Source organism: Brevundimonas diminuta 3F5N (genome assembly GCF_900163625.1).
Classification (GTDB): domain Bacteria; phylum Pseudomonadota; class Alphaproteobacteria; order Caulobacterales; family Caulobacteraceae; genus Brevundimonas; species Brevundimonas diminuta_A.
The window spans coordinates 23,964-41,097 of record NZ_FUIE01000065.1; the positions used below are offsets into that span (position 1 = coordinate 23,964).

13 protein-coding genes are annotated in these 17,134 nt (G+C 66.6%); 5 read left to right on the forward strand and 8 right to left on the reverse strand.

What is annotated here, in order from left to right:
- Positions 1-37: 37 nt before the first annotated feature.
- From FM111_RS12370 to FM111_RS12380, 3 genes are all read right to left on the reverse strand, one after another.
- Positions 38-1,717 (reverse strand): alkaline phosphatase D family protein, encoded by a 1,680-nt coding sequence (locus FM111_RS12370; protein WP_087141244.1) that lies wholly within the window; start codon positions 1,715-1,717, stop codon positions 38-40.
- A gap of 11 nt (positions 1,718-1,728) precedes the next feature.
- Positions 1,729-4,287: a TonB-dependent receptor gene (locus FM111_RS12375; RefSeq protein ID WP_087141245.1), complete on the reverse strand. Its 2,559-nt coding sequence runs from the start codon at positions 4,285-4,287 to the stop codon at positions 1,729-1,731.
- A gap of 231 nt (positions 4,288-4,518) precedes the next feature.
- Positions 4,519-6,762: a TonB-dependent receptor gene (locus FM111_RS12380; protein ID WP_087141246.1), complete on the reverse strand. Its 2,244-nt coding sequence runs from the start codon at positions 6,760-6,762 to the stop codon at positions 4,519-4,521.
- Between the two features lie 198 nt (positions 6,763-6,960).
- Here FM111_RS12380 and FM111_RS12385 point away from each other — a divergent pair, with 198 nt between their 5' ends.
- The 3 genes from FM111_RS12385 to FM111_RS12395 all read left to right on the forward strand — a co-directional run bounded on the left by FM111_RS12385 (position 6,961) and on the right by FM111_RS12395 (position 10,264).
- The gene (locus FM111_RS12385; RefSeq protein ID WP_179205098.1) at positions 6,961-8,469 is read left to right on the forward strand and encodes a carboxylesterase/lipase family protein; all 1,509 of its coding nucleotides are present in this window, start codon (positions 6,961-6,963) and stop codon (positions 8,467-8,469) included.
- Between the two features lie 9 nt (positions 8,470-8,478).
- The gene (locus FM111_RS12390) at positions 8,479-9,189 is read left to right on the forward strand and encodes a TetR/AcrR family transcriptional regulator (protein WP_087141248.1); all 711 of its coding nucleotides are present in this window, start codon (positions 8,479-8,481) and stop codon (positions 9,187-9,189) included.
- A 157-nt stretch (positions 9,190-9,346) separates the two neighbouring features.
- Positions 9,347-10,264 (forward strand): hypothetical protein, encoded by a 918-nt coding sequence (locus tag FM111_RS12395; RefSeq protein ID WP_087141249.1) that lies wholly within the window; start codon positions 9,347-9,349, stop codon positions 10,262-10,264.
- Positions 10,265-10,277: 13 nt separating this feature from the next.
- Here FM111_RS12395 and FM111_RS12400 read toward each other — a convergent pair whose 3' ends face one another.
- Positions 10,278-10,805 carry a TetR/AcrR family transcriptional regulator gene (locus FM111_RS12400; protein WP_218779221.1) on the reverse strand — a complete coding sequence of 176 codons (528 nt, stop codon included), beginning with the start codon at positions 10,803-10,805 and terminating at the stop codon, positions 10,278-10,280.
- Positions 10,806-11,015: 210 nt separating this feature from the next.
- On the opposite strand from FM111_RS12400, the gene FM111_RS12405 reads away from it, so the two are divergent.
- A complete protein-coding gene (locus tag FM111_RS12405; RefSeq protein WP_087141251.1) occupies positions 11,016-11,732 on the forward strand; it encodes a lysozyme inhibitor LprI family protein in 717 nt (238 codons plus the stop codon).
- 12 nt (positions 11,733-11,744) lie between these two features.
- Here the strand turns inward: FM111_RS12405 and FM111_RS12410 are convergent, their stop codons facing one another.
- Genes FM111_RS12410 through FM111_RS12425 form a run of 4 tightly spaced genes read right to left on the reverse strand, consistent with a single transcriptional unit; the run spans position 11,745 to position 14,216 of the window.
- Positions 11,745-12,257, reverse strand: a complete 513-nt coding sequence (locus FM111_RS12410) for a hypothetical protein (RefSeq protein ID WP_143276112.1) — start codon at positions 12,255-12,257, stop codon at positions 11,745-11,747.
- A gap of 38 nt (positions 12,258-12,295) precedes the next feature.
- Positions 12,296-12,868 (reverse strand): hypothetical protein, encoded by a 573-nt coding sequence (locus FM111_RS12415; protein ID WP_087141253.1) that lies wholly within the window; start codon positions 12,866-12,868, stop codon positions 12,296-12,298.
- 49 nt (positions 12,869-12,917) lie between these two features.
- Positions 12,918-13,421: a hypothetical protein gene (locus tag FM111_RS12420; protein WP_143276113.1), complete on the reverse strand. Its 504-nt coding sequence runs from the start codon at positions 13,419-13,421 to the stop codon at positions 12,918-12,920.
- A 48-nt stretch (positions 13,422-13,469) separates the two neighbouring features.
- Positions 13,470-14,216, reverse strand: a complete 747-nt coding sequence (locus FM111_RS12425) for a hypothetical protein (RefSeq protein WP_087141255.1) — start codon at positions 14,214-14,216, stop codon at positions 13,470-13,472.
- Positions 14,217-14,618: 402 nt separating this feature from the next.
- Here FM111_RS12425 and FM111_RS12430 point away from each other — a divergent pair, with 402 nt between their 5' ends.
- Complete coding sequence (locus FM111_RS12430; protein ID WP_256968254.1) at positions 14,619-17,129, forward strand: TonB-dependent receptor; 2,511 nt, start codon at positions 14,619-14,621, stop codon at positions 17,127-17,129.
- Positions 17,130-17,134: the final 5 nt, after the last annotated feature.

Sequence of the window (17,134 nt, forward strand, 5' to 3'; positions counted from 1 at the left end):
GCCCATGAGGAAACCGTTGCGCTGAGATCGGCCGCGATCAGACCCCCGTGATCGCCCCATCCGCGCGGCGGACGCCGACGCGCTTCAGCGCAGTGACCTCGAACGGCTTGGCGAAGATGGTCGAGACCTGCATCAGCGCCGCCTCTGCCCGGTCCTCGCTCAGGGTCAGCAGGATGAAGCCCTTGGCCGACTGGTCGCAGAAGCGCACCTCGTCATTGGCCTGCATCAGCGCCGCGCCCAAGGGGAAGCCGCCGATGGCGTCGCCGATCGAGGGGCTAGAGACCGCGCTGGTCCCGAACTCGACCGCCCGGCGCGCGCCGCTGGCGTCCTTCAGCTCATTGACCCAGAAGGCGTGGCTGTCGCCGGCCAGGACGATGGGCTGCACCCCTGCCTCGGCGAAGGCGGCGTAGAGGCGCTCGCGTCCGGCCGGATAGCCGTCCCAGGCGTCGAGGTTGAACGGCAGGCCCATCTTGAACAGGAACAGGGCCTGTTCGAACTGGTCACGATAGGCCTCGGGGATCTGGGCCATCAGACCCTGGACCTGGGCCTCGGTCAGGGTGCGCGACACGTCGGGTCCGGCGACGCGCGCCATAACGACCTGATTGCCCAGCACCTGCCACGGACAGCCCTTGGCCTTGGAGGCGGCCAGTTCGCGCTTCAGCCAGTCGCGCTGCTGCGGCCCCATCAGATCGCGGGCGGGGTCGTTCAGCAAGGCGCGGAAGGCGTCCAGGTCCAGCACCGGCTCGCCGTCCGGGCCGCCCTTGGCGCTCAGATCCCTGTCATAGGCCAGCGGTTCGGTGCGGCCGGTCAGGCGGGTCTCGACCATCATCAGGCTGGCCAGATCGCCGAAGTGGAAGCTGCGGTGGATCGCCTCCTTCAGCGCGCCGGGCGCAGCCTCGCGGATCGGCATCCATTCGTAATAGGCCTTCAGCGCCGCCGCCTTGCGCTGGGCGAAGTCGCCCTCCGTCTCGGGCTGGTGGTTCTCGGCGCCGTGCAGCCAGGCGTCGTTGGCCGTCTCGTGGTCGTCCCAGACGCAGATGAAGGGCGCGCGGGCGTGGGCGGCCTGAAGATCTGCGTCGCGCTTGTACTGGGCGTGGCGCAACCGATAGTCGGCCAGGGAGACGATCTCGTGCGCCGGCTCGGGAACGCGGCCCAGCGTCGGCCCCGTCGCCATGCCGTAAGCGTCGGAATCCGCCCCGTATTCATAGATGTAGTCGCCCAGATGGACCACGGCGTCCAGGGTCGGCAGGGCGGCGATCGCCTCATAGGCGTTGAACAGGCCGCCGGGGTGCAACTGGCACGACACCACCGCCAGATTGACGGGCGCCACGCCGTCGGCCGCCAGGGTGCGCGTGCGGCCCACAGGCGAGCGCGCCTCGCCCACGGCGAAGTCGTAGCGATAGTCGCGGCCGGGGCGCAGGCCCGCCGCGTCGACCTTGACCGTATAGTCGCGCTCAGGCCCCGTCTCGAACCGGCCCGAGGCGACGACGCGGCCGCCTTCCCCATCCAGCACGCGCCAGACGACCGAGAGCGGCCCGGCCTGGCCGTCCGCCGGAGTGACGCGCGTCCACAGGATCACCCGATCGGTCGCCGGATCGCCCGAGGCCACCCCGTGGGCGAAGACGACGGCGACGCCTTCGCCCGACGGCGCCGTGGCGCAGCCCGCCGCCGCGCCCGCGCCGAACAGACCCAGAAGGCCGCGACGGTTCATGCTCATCTTCGCGGCCCTCAGTAGCGCAGGGTGAAGGCGACGCCGTAGCTGGCGCCTCGTCCGGCGATGAAGGTCGGCAGGCCCAGTGCATCGCCGGTGTTGCCCGCGTCCTTGATGTATTCCTCGTCCAGGATGTTGTCGCCGAAGGCCTCAACGCCCCAGTTGCCCGACGTCGGAGCGTAACGCACCCGCAGGTTCAGCAGCCCGTAGCCGTCCTGATATTCGTCCTGCACGGTGTCAGCGACGAAGTTGCCGGTCTGCAGTTCCGGCCGGTCGTTGTCGTCGTCGAAGAAGACCTTGGACTGCCAAGTGTAGGTCGGCTGGATCTCGAACGTCCCGCTCTCGACCGGCAGGCGCCAGGTCGCGCCGATCGAGGCCATGTGGTCGGGCGACAGGCGGAAGCGGTTGCCGTCGCGCGCGCCCCCGTCGAAGCGCGAGTGGTTGTAGCCGTAGGTGCCGAACAGATCGAAGGTCGGCGTCGCAGCGAAGGCGACCTGGCCCTCGAAGCCATAGGCGTTGGCCTTGCCCGCATTGACGGTGACGAAGCGGGTGCCGTCCTGCTCGGTCGTCTGGAAGTTGTCGTAGGCGTAGTGGAACACCGCCCCGTCCAGCCGCAGACGGCGATCCATCAGCGCCGTCTTGTAGCCGACCTCGAAGCTGTCGACGGTTTCGGCGGGGATGACTTCAAAAGTCGGGGCGCCCAGCGGCACGGACGGGCCGCGCACCTCCAGCACCTCCGGGCGACGGCCGCGCGCATAGTTGGCGTAGAGGCTGGCGTCGCCTGACAGGGCGTAGCGCGCCGTCAGACGCCAGGTGAAGCCATCGTCCTCGTGATCTGCCTGGATCAGGTCGCCGTTGCCAGCAGTCGGCTGAGCAGTCAGGGCGAACAGCGGCAGCCCCGAAGCTGCGGGCAGATTGGCCGCGCCCGGCGTCGCCAGCCCCGTCAGGATGGCCGTGATCTGCTGTTGCAACCGCTGGGCGCCGGCCAGGTCGCCGGCCTGGGCCAGGCGTTGCGCCTGAGCGCCGAGGGTCTGCACCGCCACCAGGCCGCCGGCGATGGAGCGGCCGTTCAGCACCGCCGCTGAATAACCCGTCGTCTTGTCGTCGCGCGTCCAGCGCACGCCGCCCGAGAACTCCAGCCGGTCAGTCGCCTTGAAGGTCAGGTCGCCGAACAGGTCATAGGAGGTCAGATCGGCCCGGTTCGTCGCCGTCTCGATGTGAGCGGACTTCAGATTGCCGACGATGCCGGGGATCAGCGGATGCGCCGCGGCGGGCAGCATGGACTGAAGAATGCCGCCCATCAGCAACGGCGTCGGCGCGGCGTAGATCATCTTCAGACGCTGGTCGCCCAGCGGCGTCGCCAGTTGCAACAGGGCCAGACGCTCGTCGAACTGGGTCGGCATCCGCTGGAAGCCTTCCTCATTGAAATAGCCCGCACCGACGAAGCCCGAGAAACGGCCGCCGTTATCGAAGTTCAGACGGAACTCCTGGCTCCACTGCTCGCCATAGGCGTGCTCCACCGCCGTCAGCAGCGGCAGCGACGTGCCGTCCGGATCGAACACCTCGGTCGAGTCGAACTGGCGATAGGCCGTGGTCGAGTTCAGCGTCAGGGACGGCGACAGGTCCCACTTCACCAGGCCCGTCACGCCCCAGACCTCGCGATCCAGGCCCAGACTGACGCCGCCGTCGAAATCGGCGCCGGGCGTTAGGGCCGCGCCGTCCCACGGCGCACGCCCGCCAAGGGAGGCGCCCGTTTTCGGGTCGAAGGGATCATAGGCGATCGACTTGAACGAAGTCCCGCTGGCCGAGTCCGTCTGATAGTTGGCGATCAGATCGGCGCGCAGATTGTCGGTCGGCGCCCAGGCGCCCGACAGGCGCAACGCCTTGGTCTCGATCGAATTATAGTCCTCGCCGCCCAGCAGGTTCTCGACCGTGCCGCCGCGCGTCTTCATCCGCGCCGCCAGGCGCAGGGCGCCGGTCTCGCCTACGGGCGCATTCACGAAACCCTCGACCGCGCGATAGTCCAGATCGCCCGCCTCGATGCGAGCGCCGGCGTCGAACTGGCCCGGACGGGCGCGGTTCTGCACCAGATTGACCGCGCCGATCAGGGCGCCGCGGCCATAAAGGGTCGATTGCGGTCCCTTGGCCACCTCGACCCGTTCCATGTCGAACAGCTCGACATAGGAGCCGCGCGACTTGGAGATCGACACCCCGTCCTGGAACACCGACACCCGCGGCTCGGCGGTGGCGGCGCCCGAGTCCGAGGTGATGCCGCGCATCACGAAGCCCGGATTGTTCGGCGACTGGTTCTGCACCAGGAAGCCCGGCACGAAGGCCGACAGCTGATCGAACTCCTGCACGCCCAGGTTTTCCAGGAAATCGCCGCTGTACGCCGTCAGGGCGAAAGGCACCTCGATCGGGTCCTGAGCGCGCAGTTGGGCCGTCACCACGATGTCGTCCACGGCGGTCGTCGTCTCGCTCGACGAAACGCTTTGGGCATGGGCGGCGCCGGCCGCCATCAGGCCCGCGACGGCGGCGCCCGCCAGGAATCCACGCTTAAGGCTGATCGGCTTCATGGTCTTACCCCCTGAGAAAGCAGGGCAGACCTAAAGACGCTGAATGTCGCAGGCGCGACGCCGCCGTCACGGCCCGATGAAGCTGCGACGGCGGTTAGGCGAATTTTCTTCGCCCCACGGCGCATCTCTCGAACCCACGCCGGACGCGCAATCCATCGAGCGACGCTCAGGTTGGATGTCAAAAAGCCCCCGCAGTGCGAACTGCGAGGGCTTTCAATTGGTCGATCGCTTTTAGAACCGAGCGGTCACGCTCAGCGTCACCGTACGCGGCGCGCCGTAGAAGGCCACCACGGAGTCGCCAGTGATGGCGCCGGGGAAGTTGTAGCCGCCCGCGCGGTAACGCTCATCGCCCAGGTTCCGGCCCGCCAGGCTGACGCGATAGCGCGTATCCGGCGAGGTCCACATCAAGGTGGCGTCATACAGCCAGTAAGCCCCCTGATCGAGCAGCGGGATCGGCGTCTCGAACATCTGCGTCGCGCCGCGATAGGAGGCGATCGGCGTCAACATCAGCGACCCCTTGTCGCCCAGATCGAGGCTGTAGGGCAGCGCCAGGCTGGCGGTCCAATCCGGCGTGTTCTGGAAATGGCGCTGATCGGCCATGTTCTCACGCTTGCCGGTCAGCGGGTTCAAGGTGACGAACTCGTTGAACTTGGCGTCCAGATAACCCAGCGTCAGACGCGGGATGAAGCTGTCGGTGATCCGCGCGCTGGCCTCCAGCTCCCAGCCCCAGATCTCGCTCGATCCGGCGTTGTCGACATAGCTGACGACCGAGGTGGGCGGGATGTAGAACTGCGAGGTGATCTGCTGGTCGGTATACTCCGACTTGAACAGGGCCGTGGCGAAGTTGACGCGGCGGTCCAGCAGCGAGCCCTTCAGTCCGATCTCATAGGTGTCGACCAGTTCCGGCTGATAGCCGTTGATGGTTTCAGGATACAGCTTGGCGTCGCCGCGCATATCGAAACCGCCCGACTTGAAGCCCCGGCCGTAAGAGGCATAGGCCGTCAGCTCCGGCGTGAATTTGTAGCTGGCGCTGACCCGCGGCGTGAACTCCGAATAGGTGTCGGAGTTGCTGTAATTGGTCGCCGGGCCGCCGATGGCGACAGCGTTCAAGTTATGGAAATAGGGGCTGCGGACGCCGCTATAAAGCTGGCGCAGCTGAGTGACGCTCTTCTTATCCTGCGTCCAGCGGCCGCCCACCGACAGCGACAGCTGATCGGTCACATCATAGTTGAAGTCCGCGAAGACAGCAAAGCTCTGGGTATCGACCTTGCCGCCGGTGTAGGTCGTCACCGGGAAGGGAACGAAAACGCCGGGCGCGACTTCCAGCACGTTCTTTCCGACAACCGTGTCGAACGCGCCCTTGGCCATCGCATCCATATAGAAGACGCCCGCGACGCCCTGCCAACGCGAGCCCTGGAACAGAACCTGAAGCTCCTGCGTGAACTGGCTGTCGGCGTAGTAGCCGGGAATATCCAGATACGCTTCGGGCAGGCCGTCGAAGTCGATGCCGTCGCCCTTGGTGTCGCCATCCCGGAAGGCCGTGATCGACTTCAGCGTCACGGCTTCGTTGACGTTCCACTCGCCGGTCAGCGACAGGCCGCGCGTGCGCACATAGCCGTCGTCGCCGATGCCCGCCCGCGTGTCATAGGCCTTGTCCGTCGTCGGCGCGAGTAGACGGTGAGCGTGACGGGCGTTGGATTCGTCCACGGTGATGTCGCCCGCCAGGCGGAAGAACAGATCGTCACGCGGCGTCCACTCAATGCTCAGACGCCCCGCCGTGACGTCCTTATTGTAGTGTTCCGCCCCGGTGTTCAGGTTCGTGCCGTAGCCGTCGCGGGTGTAGCGCGCGATCGCGCCACCGATCCGCAGGGTCTCGGTCAGCGGCGCCGAACCCGAGGCGATCAGGTCGACCTGATTATAGCTGCCGTAGGCGCCCTTCAGCGTCAGCTCCGGGTCAGGCCCCAGGCGCTTGGTGACGTATTTGATCGCCCCGCCGATGGTGTTGCGGCCGTAAAGCGTGCCCTGCGGCCCGCGCAGGACTTCCAGCCGTTCGATATCGAAGATGTCCAGCACCGCGCCCTGCGGACGGGCCACATAGACGTCATCGACATAGAGGCCGACGCCCGGCTCGAAGCCCCACAGAGGATCCTGCTGGCCGACGCCGCGAATGAAGGTGGTCAGGGTCGAGTTGGTGCCGCGCGCCACCTGAACCGTCGCGTTCGGCGTCTGCTGCTGCAAGGTGGTGATGTCGGCTGCGCCGGTCTGTTCCAGGCGCTCGCTGGTGACGGCGGTGACGGCGACCGGCACGTCCTTCAGGCTTTCCTCGCGACGGCGCGCCGTGACGACGATGTCGTCCACGTTCGAAGCCTGCTCAGTCTCCGTCGCCTGCTGGGCCAGGGTCGGCGCCGCGCACAGCGAGGCGGTGATGAAGGCGCTGGTCATCAGCGCCAGACGCAACTGTCCTGTCGATCGCATTCTCGTTTCCTCTCCACGCGCGGTCGTTTGCTCGCCGCTGATCTGTGTTGGAGCGACGGTGATCCGCGAACGGCCCCGCTGTCAACATCATTCATTCCCGCATGAATGATGTTTCACGAAGCGGCTCGACAGCCGGACGCGCATTCTTCATTCTCAAATGAACGAGTGCGGCGAAGATCGCGCCTGAAGGGACGAAACATGGATCAGCTCCATCAAGGCGCGACGCATCCCGTCACGCACACGCCGTCGGGCGCCCTGCGCGGCCGCCGCGAAGGTTCGGCGAACGTCTTTCGCGGCGTGCCCTACGCCGCCGCGCCGATCGGCGAGCTGCGCTGGCGCGCGCCGCGCCCCTTCCCGACCTGGGAGGGCGTGCGCGAAGCCGCCGCCTTCGGGCCTTCCGCGCCCCAGGCGGGTCCGGCGGACGTGGCCGACATCGTCTCCATCGGCGGCGCGCCCGAGCCGACCAGCGAGGACTCCCTGACGCTGAACCTCTGGGCGCCGGCCGAAACGACAGCCCCGGCGCCGGTCATGGTCTGGCTGCACGGCGGATCGAACCGGATGGGCGCGGGCTCCCTGCCCTTCTATGACGGCGCCGCCTTCGCCCGCGACGGCGTGATGCTGGTCAGCGTCAACTATCGCCTGGGCCAGCTCGGCTTCTTCGCCCACCCCGCCCTGACGGCCGAGACGCCCGCCGACGAGCCGCTGGGCAACCAGGCCTTGCTGGATCAGATCGCGGCCCTGGAATGGGTGCGCGATCACGCCGCCAGCTTCGGCGGCGATCCGGCCAACGTCACCCTGTTCGGAGAATCCGCCGGGGGCCTCGACATTCTGGCGCTGATGACAGCGAAGCGGGCGCGCGGCCTGTTCCACAAGGCCGTCGTCCAGTCCGGCGGCGGCTGGTTGCCCGCCACGCCGCTGAAGACCGCATATGAGCGCAGCGCCGCAACAGCGGCCGCTCTCGGTCTGAACGCCCCAGACGCCGCCGCGCTGCGCGCCGTCGCACCCGAGCGGCTGACCGCCGTCGAAGGCGCCTTCGGCCCGGTCATCGACGACCGCCTGCTGGACCGCGACCCGATCAGCGCCTTCGCGCGCGGCGACTTCGCCGATGTGCCGCTGATGATCGGGGTCAACAGCGGCGAAGATTCCCTGCTCAACTACGGCGGCGGGCTGGAACGCTTCGGCAAGCTGATCAAGCCGAACGCGGCTCTAGCCCGCCTCTATCCGCAGGCGAGCGGCGACGAGGAGCAGTTGATCCGCCACGGCTTCCGCGACTTCGCCTTCGCCGCCCCCGCGCGCTGGGTCGCGTCGCGCCCACATCGATCGAAGACATGGCTATACGCTTTTGATTACGTAGAAGAAGCTCGGCGCGACACCATGCCCCGCGCCGCCCACGCCGCCGAGATCTTTCATGTCTTCGAGACGCTGGACCACCGCCCCGACGGCGCTCCGCCCGCGACCGATGCCGACCGCGCCGTCAGCGCCGCCATGCACGCCCGCTGGATCGCATTCGCCAAGACAGGCGCGCCCGGCGCCGGCTGGCCCGCCTACACGCCTGCGGACGACGCCTGGATGGTGTTCAACGCGACACCCGGCGGCGAGGTGAAGCGCGGCTGGTGGAAGGCGGCGCTGGACCACCACGGACGCAAGGGCAAGCTGCTGATCCTGTTGATGCGGCTGCGGGATCGCTTGCGGCGGGCGTTCGGGTAAGCTGTCTGCATGACGACGACTGAGTCCAAGCCGCGCGCCAAGGCCTCCACGAAACCCAAGGCGCCGCCAAAGCCCAAGGCCCAGCGCCGCGAGGAAACGACCACCCGCATCCTGGACGTGGCCGAAGCCCTGTTCGCGCGCGACGGCCTGCACGGCGTCACCCTGAAGGCGGTGGCCAAGGAGGCGGGCGTCGATACGGCCCTGCTGCACTATTATTTCGACGACAAGAACCGGCTGTTCTCGACTGTCTTCGGCCGCCGCGCCGAGGTGGTGAACCAGCTACGCCTGGACAGCCTGGACCGCTATGAAGCAGAGCACGGCGACGCCATGACCGTCAGCGGCGCCATCGACGCCTTCCTGCGCCCGCTGTTCGTCCTGTTCGAAACCGGAGACCGCGCCTGGCTGAATTACGCGGCCCTGGTCGCCCAGGTGAACAACACCCCGGCCTGGGGCGGCGACACCATGCACCAGCATTTCGATCCGGTGATCGATCGCTTCATCGGCCTGCTGAAGCGGATCGCGCCCGACACGCCCGAGCGACAGATCTACTGGTTCTACCACCTGCTGTCGGGATCGCTGACCCTGTCCCTGGCTCAGACAGGGCGCATCGACGTTCTGTCCGGCGGCCTGTGCAAGTCATCGGAAATGAGCGCCATATGCGACGCCATGGAGGTCATCTTCACCGGCGGCTTCGAAGCCATGAGCCGACTGCCGAAATAGGCCTGTTTTCGCGACTACGGCTGTCTTGAGACTCAGCGCCCACCCCATGGCCGCCCCCATGGCGGCGTGAGGGCGACGATACGCCCGCGCGTAACCATCAGACGCGCGGCATTCAGCCGAATCCCCCGCCACGCCTTGCGTCCGGTGAACCGATTTCATGCAGCCTATCACGCTCGACCGTCGATCCGCCGCCCAGTCCTATGCGGCGGCCTTCGCCTTCATCGTCGCCTTGACGGCTGTCGCCCAGCTCCTGAACGATCGGGAGATCATCCTGCCGGAAATCGCGGCCATGGCGGTCGCCCTATGGGCCTGGCGCGACCAGGCCTGGATGCGGCGACCGGAAGCGATCTTCCTGTGGCCTTCGCTGACGGCGCTGGGCGGTTTCGCCATCAACCTGCTGGCCATTCCCTTCACCGCCAAGCTGGCGATCCTGCTGGTCGGGATGCTGGGGCTGTTCCTGATCTTCCGCTACAGCCTGCCGCCCGCGCTGGCGACCGGCTTCCTGCCCATCGTCACCAACGCCGTCGAACTGTCATTCCTGATCTCCATCAGCGTCACGACCCTGGTGCTGATGCTCGGCGTGATGATGTTCCGCATGCGGGCCCCGGCCGAGCACAGCGCGCCGCTGAACCGCTCGGCCATGACCGCCTATCTGTTGATCAGCGGCGCCGGGATCGTTCTGGCGGCGGTCGCGGGTTATCCGCAGCTGGGCCTCATCCCGCCCGTGACCGTCGTGGTCTATGAGACCCTGCACATGAAGATGTATTCCGCCCGCATGGCGCTGAAGCAGACGGTCGTACTGACTCTATCGGCTGTGATCGGAGCGGCCCTGTTCCAGACCCTGTATTCCTGGCCGCTGATCGCAGCCTTGGACATGGCCGCGATCTTCCTGCTGCTGCGCCTATTCAAGATGCCAATGCCGGCGGCCTACGCCTTCCCGCTGCTGCCCTTCGTCTTCCCGCCCGAAGTCGCGCCGCTGCTGCCTGCCGCCGCGCTTGCGGCCTGCGTCGTCTCCTTCAGCCTGACGCTCGCCTATCATCACGCGCGACAACGCCTGGCCGCCAGGTCAGCCTGAAGTCGTCGGTCGCCTAGGCCGCTCCGGCCTGAGACAGGCTCTCGCGGACACGTTCCAGCGCCAGTTCGACGGGTTCTTCGATACTCATCAGGGCGAAGCTGCCGTTCAGGTCGAATACGCAGTGGCCGTGGACCACGGCGATCAGCGAACGCGCCAGACGCGGCGCGCCGGCCTGCGCCTTCGCCGGCAAGACAGCCGTCACCTCGTTCACGATGATCTGAGTCAGGTCGCCGCGCCGCTGGTTCTGCTCGTCGGTCAGGGCCACATCCGGCGGCAGGTGATGCTCATAGATGGCCCTCCAGCTATGGGAATTGGCGCGAGCGAAGCCGAAATAGGCCTCGACCAGACATCGAATGCGGTCCGGGCCGCTACCTTCCAGCGCCTGCCGCACCTCTTCCGCCCAGAGCTGGAAGGTGCGCGTGTTGATGGCGATCAGAAGCTGATCCAGCGTACCGAACACATTGTAGAGGGTGCCGATCGAATAGCCGACGCGCTTGGCCACCTCGCGCGCAGAGAAGCGCGCAAAGCCTACCTCGGCCATATGCTTGTGGCCCTCGACCACAAAAAGCCGCTCAAGCTCCTGCCGCGTATGATCCGATCGCCTGCCCATTAACCCTGCATAGCAGAAGCTATGCGGGGAGCGGTAAGAAACGTCTGTTTTCGTTTTTTATTGATCGATGCTCATTTAAAGATATGAATTGCGCTCGACAGGGTGCTTTCCACCCCTCCCGCATCCGCCTTGAGGCTTCCCATGACCGCGCTTCGCTTCCCGTCATCCGCTTCAACCGCCGCCCTGCTTCTCGGCGCCGCCCTGGCGACCTCAATCGCTGCGCCTGCGGCCGCTGAAAGCGCAGACTGTCGCCGCGCCTCCGGTCCGGTCGAGACCGCCATCTGCTCGACCCCGGCCCTGACCGCATTGGATGCGAAGATCGCTGAACACTATGGAACGGCGATCAGGGGTTATGACGCCGCAAGCGCCGAAGCGCTTCGTCGCGACCAGCGCGCCTTTCTCGCAATCCGCGACGCGACCGGCGCGCGGCTGACGGGCGCCGATCTGGTCGAAGAACTGACCGATCAAATGACGCGACGTGAAGCGTTTCTGACCGATCTAGGCAACGACCCGCTGGTCAGCGTGGTTGGGCGCTGGCGCAATCTCAACGGCGAGATCGTCGTCAACCAATGGGCGACCGGCGTCCTGACGTTCACGGCCACGGCCGCCGACCCGCGCGGCGATAGCTGGTCCTGCGAGGCGGACGGCAGCGGCGACTGGATCGAAGAGGACGAAGCGCGCTTTGACGACATCAGCGGCGCCGCCGCCTGGTCGCTGAACATGAAGGCCCAGGGCGCGACGCTCGTCGTCAAGGAGACGATCGAGAACGGCGCCGACGCCGTCCCCTATTGCGGTTCGGGCGGCACGCTCTCGGGAACTTACTTCCAGGCGGTGCGCCTGCCGGACCCGTCGCGCTGATCCGCACGGCCTCTAGGGGATGGTTCTGGGGCTGGCGAGAACGCCTGGACTGATGAACTGTCGGCGCCCGGTCCAGGTCAGCAACTTGACCAGAGTTCCGCCCGGCTTGGCGAAGTCTTCGCATTCGCCGGGACGAGGAGGCTCAGGCGCGGCGGCGGCCAGCGCGCCCTGCCGCAACCCTTCGTAGTAGAGGGCGAAATCCGCCTGCTGCGCTTCGGAGAGCACGGACTGGCCGAACGTCATCTCTTCGCGGGCGTTGTCGATGATCAGGCGACTGTCGTCCTCCGACAGGCGCTCGCACAGCAGCCCGATCATGACCAATCGCTCGATACGGACGGCCAGGCTCGCCTGAGCCTTGACCAGGTCGTACTGGAGCGTCGCGTACTCGGGGCTGGCCGCCATCCATTCCTTCAGGGCGGCCCTGGCGGCCTCTTCATCGACCCCGGCGGGTTGAGCCGCAGCGACGCCGGCCGCACTCATGACCAGCGTCGCAACCAACCCGCTCGCGAAACGACGAAACGCCATCAGATGCCCCTTGCAATACATACGCGCCTTCCCCGGCCTCAGCCTGGAATGGGGCCGATCGGCCAGTTGCTCAGCGTCTCCATATCGCCTTCCTCAGAGGGACAGGGCGTATAGAGGGTGAAGGCCACATCGCCCTCGAAATACCAGTCGGCGCCCTTCTCATAGCCGACGATGCCGGTGGAGTAGCAGACCGCCGCCTTGCTGCCGTCCGGGATCATCAGAATGGCCCAGTTGGTCGAGCCCGCGCCTGCTGGATCATAGCCGTGAAGCAACAGCCGCCCGCGCGTCTCCGTCACTACGCCGACGACGTTGCCGTCGAAGACGATGGATTTCTGGATGTCCCGATCCACGCCCGACGCGACGATGGCCGCGCGCACGTCCGGGTGCTGGAAGAAGGTGACGCCCTGAACCGGCTCGGTCGGATGCTTGCCGACATAGGCCGACAGCGGCGGGGCCTCGCCGTTCCGGTCAGGCGCAGCGACCGGCGCGGCGGACGACGCCGAGACATTGGCTTCAGCCGGGGCCGGCGCGGCGGCCGCCCTCTCTTCGGCCTGCGAACAGGCGGCCAGGGTCGCCGCCAGGGCGAGCGCGAGCGGGGTTCTCAGGGTCATGCAAACTTCCTTCGACGCTTAAGCGACAGATCCTCCCCCAAGGGCAGGATTATTGATCCACGGCGCGCATCTCGATCGTCAGCGGCTCTTCGGCGGTTCCACGCCCGAAGAGGCTGGCGGTGACCGTCTGCCCTTGCGACGCCGCAAACGGCGCGCTCTTCATCGAACGACTGCCGTCAAGTTCATCGTCGAACACGGTGAAGCGCGTGCACGTCGCCTGGCCCAAGCGATCGGCGAACGCCTGATCGATCTCGCCGCGCCAGCCCGGCAGGCTCGTCGGCGTGGACAGCTCGATCGTCTTGCCGACGATCCGACCATCGCGCCGCCAGCTGTAGCTCACCCCATCCGACGCCACGGCCGTGCAGCCCGTCCGACCGCAATGCAGCGTGCCCACGGGCGCTTCTTCGCGAAGCTGACGCTGTTGCATCTGCGACAGCGTCTGGCCGATGGACAGATCGCCCTTGTCCAGCGACGTACAGACGGCGCTTTGAGCGAGGGCGCTCGTCGCCGCCAGGGAAGCAGCCGCAGTCAGGCTCATCATGAAAATACGCACGTAGACCTCCTTGGTCTCTGGCGCCGCCGCGGCGACGTCGATGTCGTCTCAGCAGGCGGGAACACGGCTCTGACCGTCCAGTCGAAACTGGCCGTCGGCGCCGCGCGTGTAGGTCTCTTTAAAGCTGTCCGATCCGGTATACGACACCGTGAAGCTGCGGCCCTGATCGGCGGCCGTGATCACCCCGTCGACGCCCGCCTCGCCGTCATCGGCGCTGGCGTCCGAGAAATAGGTCTGGATACGCGCGATCTGCACAGGCCCTGCCGGAGTCAACTCCGTCAGCACGGCATAGCCGCACGCACGCCCCTGCCACACGCCGCCGGCTTCGGTGTAGAGGACCGGGCCGGCCGCGATCGCCTTCGTCCAGCCCCAACGCAGGGCCGGGTTGCCGACCACGCCCGCCGCGCCGACATCCAGCCACTCGCCCTGAAGCGTATAGGGGTAGCGCGGCGCACCGGCGTCATGGTCGAGATAATGGACCGCATTCATGCCGCTGCACGCCTGCCCCGTGCACTCGTTCGCCCCCGTGCTCACCAGGGCGACGCGCGTGTCGGACAGCGGGATGAAGGCCAGCGGCACGAAGCTGTAGGTGTCTTCGCCGATTTCTCGCACGGCCTCATTCCGTTGAGCGTCCGGGAAGGCGACGCCAAAGGCGGCCGGCGTCCCCGTCAGGACATTGTCACGGTCCACATCCTGAATTTCGATCAGCGACTGAGCCGACGCCGGCAGCGCCGCGACCATGGCTGAGGCGAACGCGGCGAGAGACACGGCGGCGATGGTCTTTGAGGATGGCATACGAGACTCGTTTCTCGACAGAAGACAGGGATCGGTTACCGCCGCAACTCATGGCGCACAGACAATTAAACACTGTTCATAATCGATGGCAACCCGGCTTTTTCGTCATTCGATCAGGATTTTCACACCCGCATCAAAGGTCTGTCCGCCAGGCGGACCTCGACCACGAAAACTCGCCATACAGTTAGAAATTCTACATTAAAAACACGCCGCTCACGTGCCTTATTGCGCGCCCAATTATGACTTTTATTGCGGTGCAGCATTCCCATGATCAGGCCATCCCTGACCGTTCTCGCCTTTTTCTCCGCCGCTGGGGTTTGCAACGCCGCATACGGGGAAACCTCTGAGAATCTAACAGATCAAACGGCGACGGCGTCGCCCTACTCTGTCTCGGATGTCGTGGTGACCGGCTCCAACATCCGGCGCGCCAACACCGAAGGTTTCAACCCGGTTCAGGTGATCGGCCGCGAAGAACTGGAAAGCTCAGGCAAGTCGACGACGGCGGACCTGCTGCGCTCGATCTCGGCCAACACCGGCAACGGCTCAAACGAGACGCAGAACAGCGGCTGGTCGTCGGGCGCGGCGGGCATCGGCCTGCGCGGCCTGTCGCAGAAGAACACCCTAGTGCTGTTGAACGGACGTCGTGTGGCCAACTACGGCTTCCCCGGCGGCGGCCTGTCGGACACCTTCGTCAATCTGAACGCACTGCCGATGGTGGCGACCCAGCGGCTGGAGGTGCTGAAGGATGGCGCCTCGGCTGTCTACGGCTCGGACGCGGTGGCGGGCGTGACCAACATCATCACCCGCCAGAACTTCCAGGGGCTGGAGTTCGGGGCCAGCTACGGCGTCGCCGATCAGGGCGGGCTGGAGACCTCGACCGCCAAACTGGTCGCCGGTCATGGCGACCTGGAGACGGACGGCTACAACATCCTGCTGTCGTTGGAAGCCTATACCCGCAACCGGCTGGATCAGGATCAGCGCGACCTGACCAAGTCGGGCATCTACACCGACCTGCCCGGCGGCCGCTGGAACGGCTGGTCGGCCAAGGGCGCGCGCTTCCTGGTCGATGGCAGGTCCGTGCCCTTCCTCGACGCCCAGGGCCAGTGCCCCGAAGGCATGGTGCTGACCGCCAGCGCCCCGATCGACGGCCTGGCCGGCGACACCTGCGCCATCAACCTGGCGCCGCACACGACGCTGATCCCCTCGACCGACCGCTATCAGGCCTATCTGTTCGGGACCAAGCGCCTGACGCCGCAGATCGAGGCCTTTGGCGAGGTGCTCTATTCCTATGTCGAGGGGGCGTCCCTGTTTGGCTCCAGCCCCTTTTTCACGCTGGAGGGCGGACGGTTCGCGCTGAACGCCCAGACCGGGCTAGCCGAGCCGGTGTCGAACCTGCTGCCCGCCAATAATCCCTACAACCCCTACGGCGTCGCCACGCCGATCGAATACACCTTCTTCGATCTGGGCCGGACGCTGAAGACCAATGAGTCCAAGTCCTATCGCGCCCTGGCCGGGGTGCGCGGCCGTCATGACCGCTTCGACTGGGAGGCCGCGGTCTTCGCCTCGGGCAGTGACGAGCGCGAGACCGTTTCGGGCGGCTTCGCCCATCGCTGGAACCTGGCCGACGCCCTGGCGAACGGCACGCTTAACCTGCACGAGCCGGGAGCCACGCCGCAGGCCGTGCTGGACGGCATCCGCCTGTCGACCCTGCGTCCGGCCGAGTCGCGCCTCTACGGCGCCGACTTCAAGATCTCGGGCGAGCTGTTCAATCTGCCCGCCGGCCAGATCGGCTATGCCGCCGGGGTCGAGTTCCGCCACGAAAGCCTGGTCTCCAGCAATCCGTGGCAGATCGACGCCGGGCTGCAGATCCGCCCCGCCATCGCCGCGGTGGACGGCAAGCGCGACGTCTGGGCCGCCTATGCCGAGTTCAACATCCCCGTCCTGAGCAATCTGGACATCCAGGTCGCCGCTCGAGCGGACGAATACAGCGACTTCGGCAGCGCCTTCTCGCCCAAGGCGGGCGTGCGATGGAAGCCGCTGGACTGGCTGGCGCTGCGGGCCTCGGCCTCGCGCGGGTTCCGGGCGCCGTCGCTGTCGGAGAACTCGGCCTCGACCATGATCTCCTATGGCTCGGTCATCGATCCCTATGATCCCGACCTGCCCAACTCGCGCCAGAGCCCGACCTTCTTCACCGTCGGCAACACCAATCTGGAGCCTGAAAAGACCCGCTCCTACAATCTAGGCGTCGTCTTCACCCCGACGCGCGACACGGCGCTGAGCATCGACTGGTATCAGATCAAGCTCGACAACCTGATCGGCACCGGAAACACCACCGCCATCATCCAGCAGAACGATCCCGCCGACGTCATCCGCGACGAACGCGGCAAGCTGCAGGCCGTCTACAACCGCTATCGCAACCTGTCGGCGCTGGAGACCTCGGGCATCGACGTGGACTTCAGCCAGCGCTGGCGCACCGAGAACTGGGGGACCTTCACCGCCTCCAGCGCCTATACGCATCTGCTGGAGTACAAGCGGCCGAACGCGGCGGGCGGGCCGCTGCTGGACTACGCCGGGTCGAACCGGGGCGCGACCCTGCCGGCGCACAAGGCGACGACGCGCGCGGCCTGGAACCGCGACGTCTTCGACGCCAACCTGACCTGGTATTACACCTCGGGCTATGATCAGGTGCCGGTTGTCGGGGGACAATCGCGCGTGGACGCCTATCACCAATTCGATCTGTATGCGGCGTGGTCCGGGCTGGAGCGCGTGACGGTCTACGCCAAGATCGAGAACCTGCTGGACGAAGCGCCGCCGCACGACGCCTCCTTCCCCGGCGTGCGCGCCCCCTATGACTTCGGCCAGTACGATCTGCGCGGGCGCTACTTCCGCGTCGGCTTTGACGTCCGCTTCTGACCCCT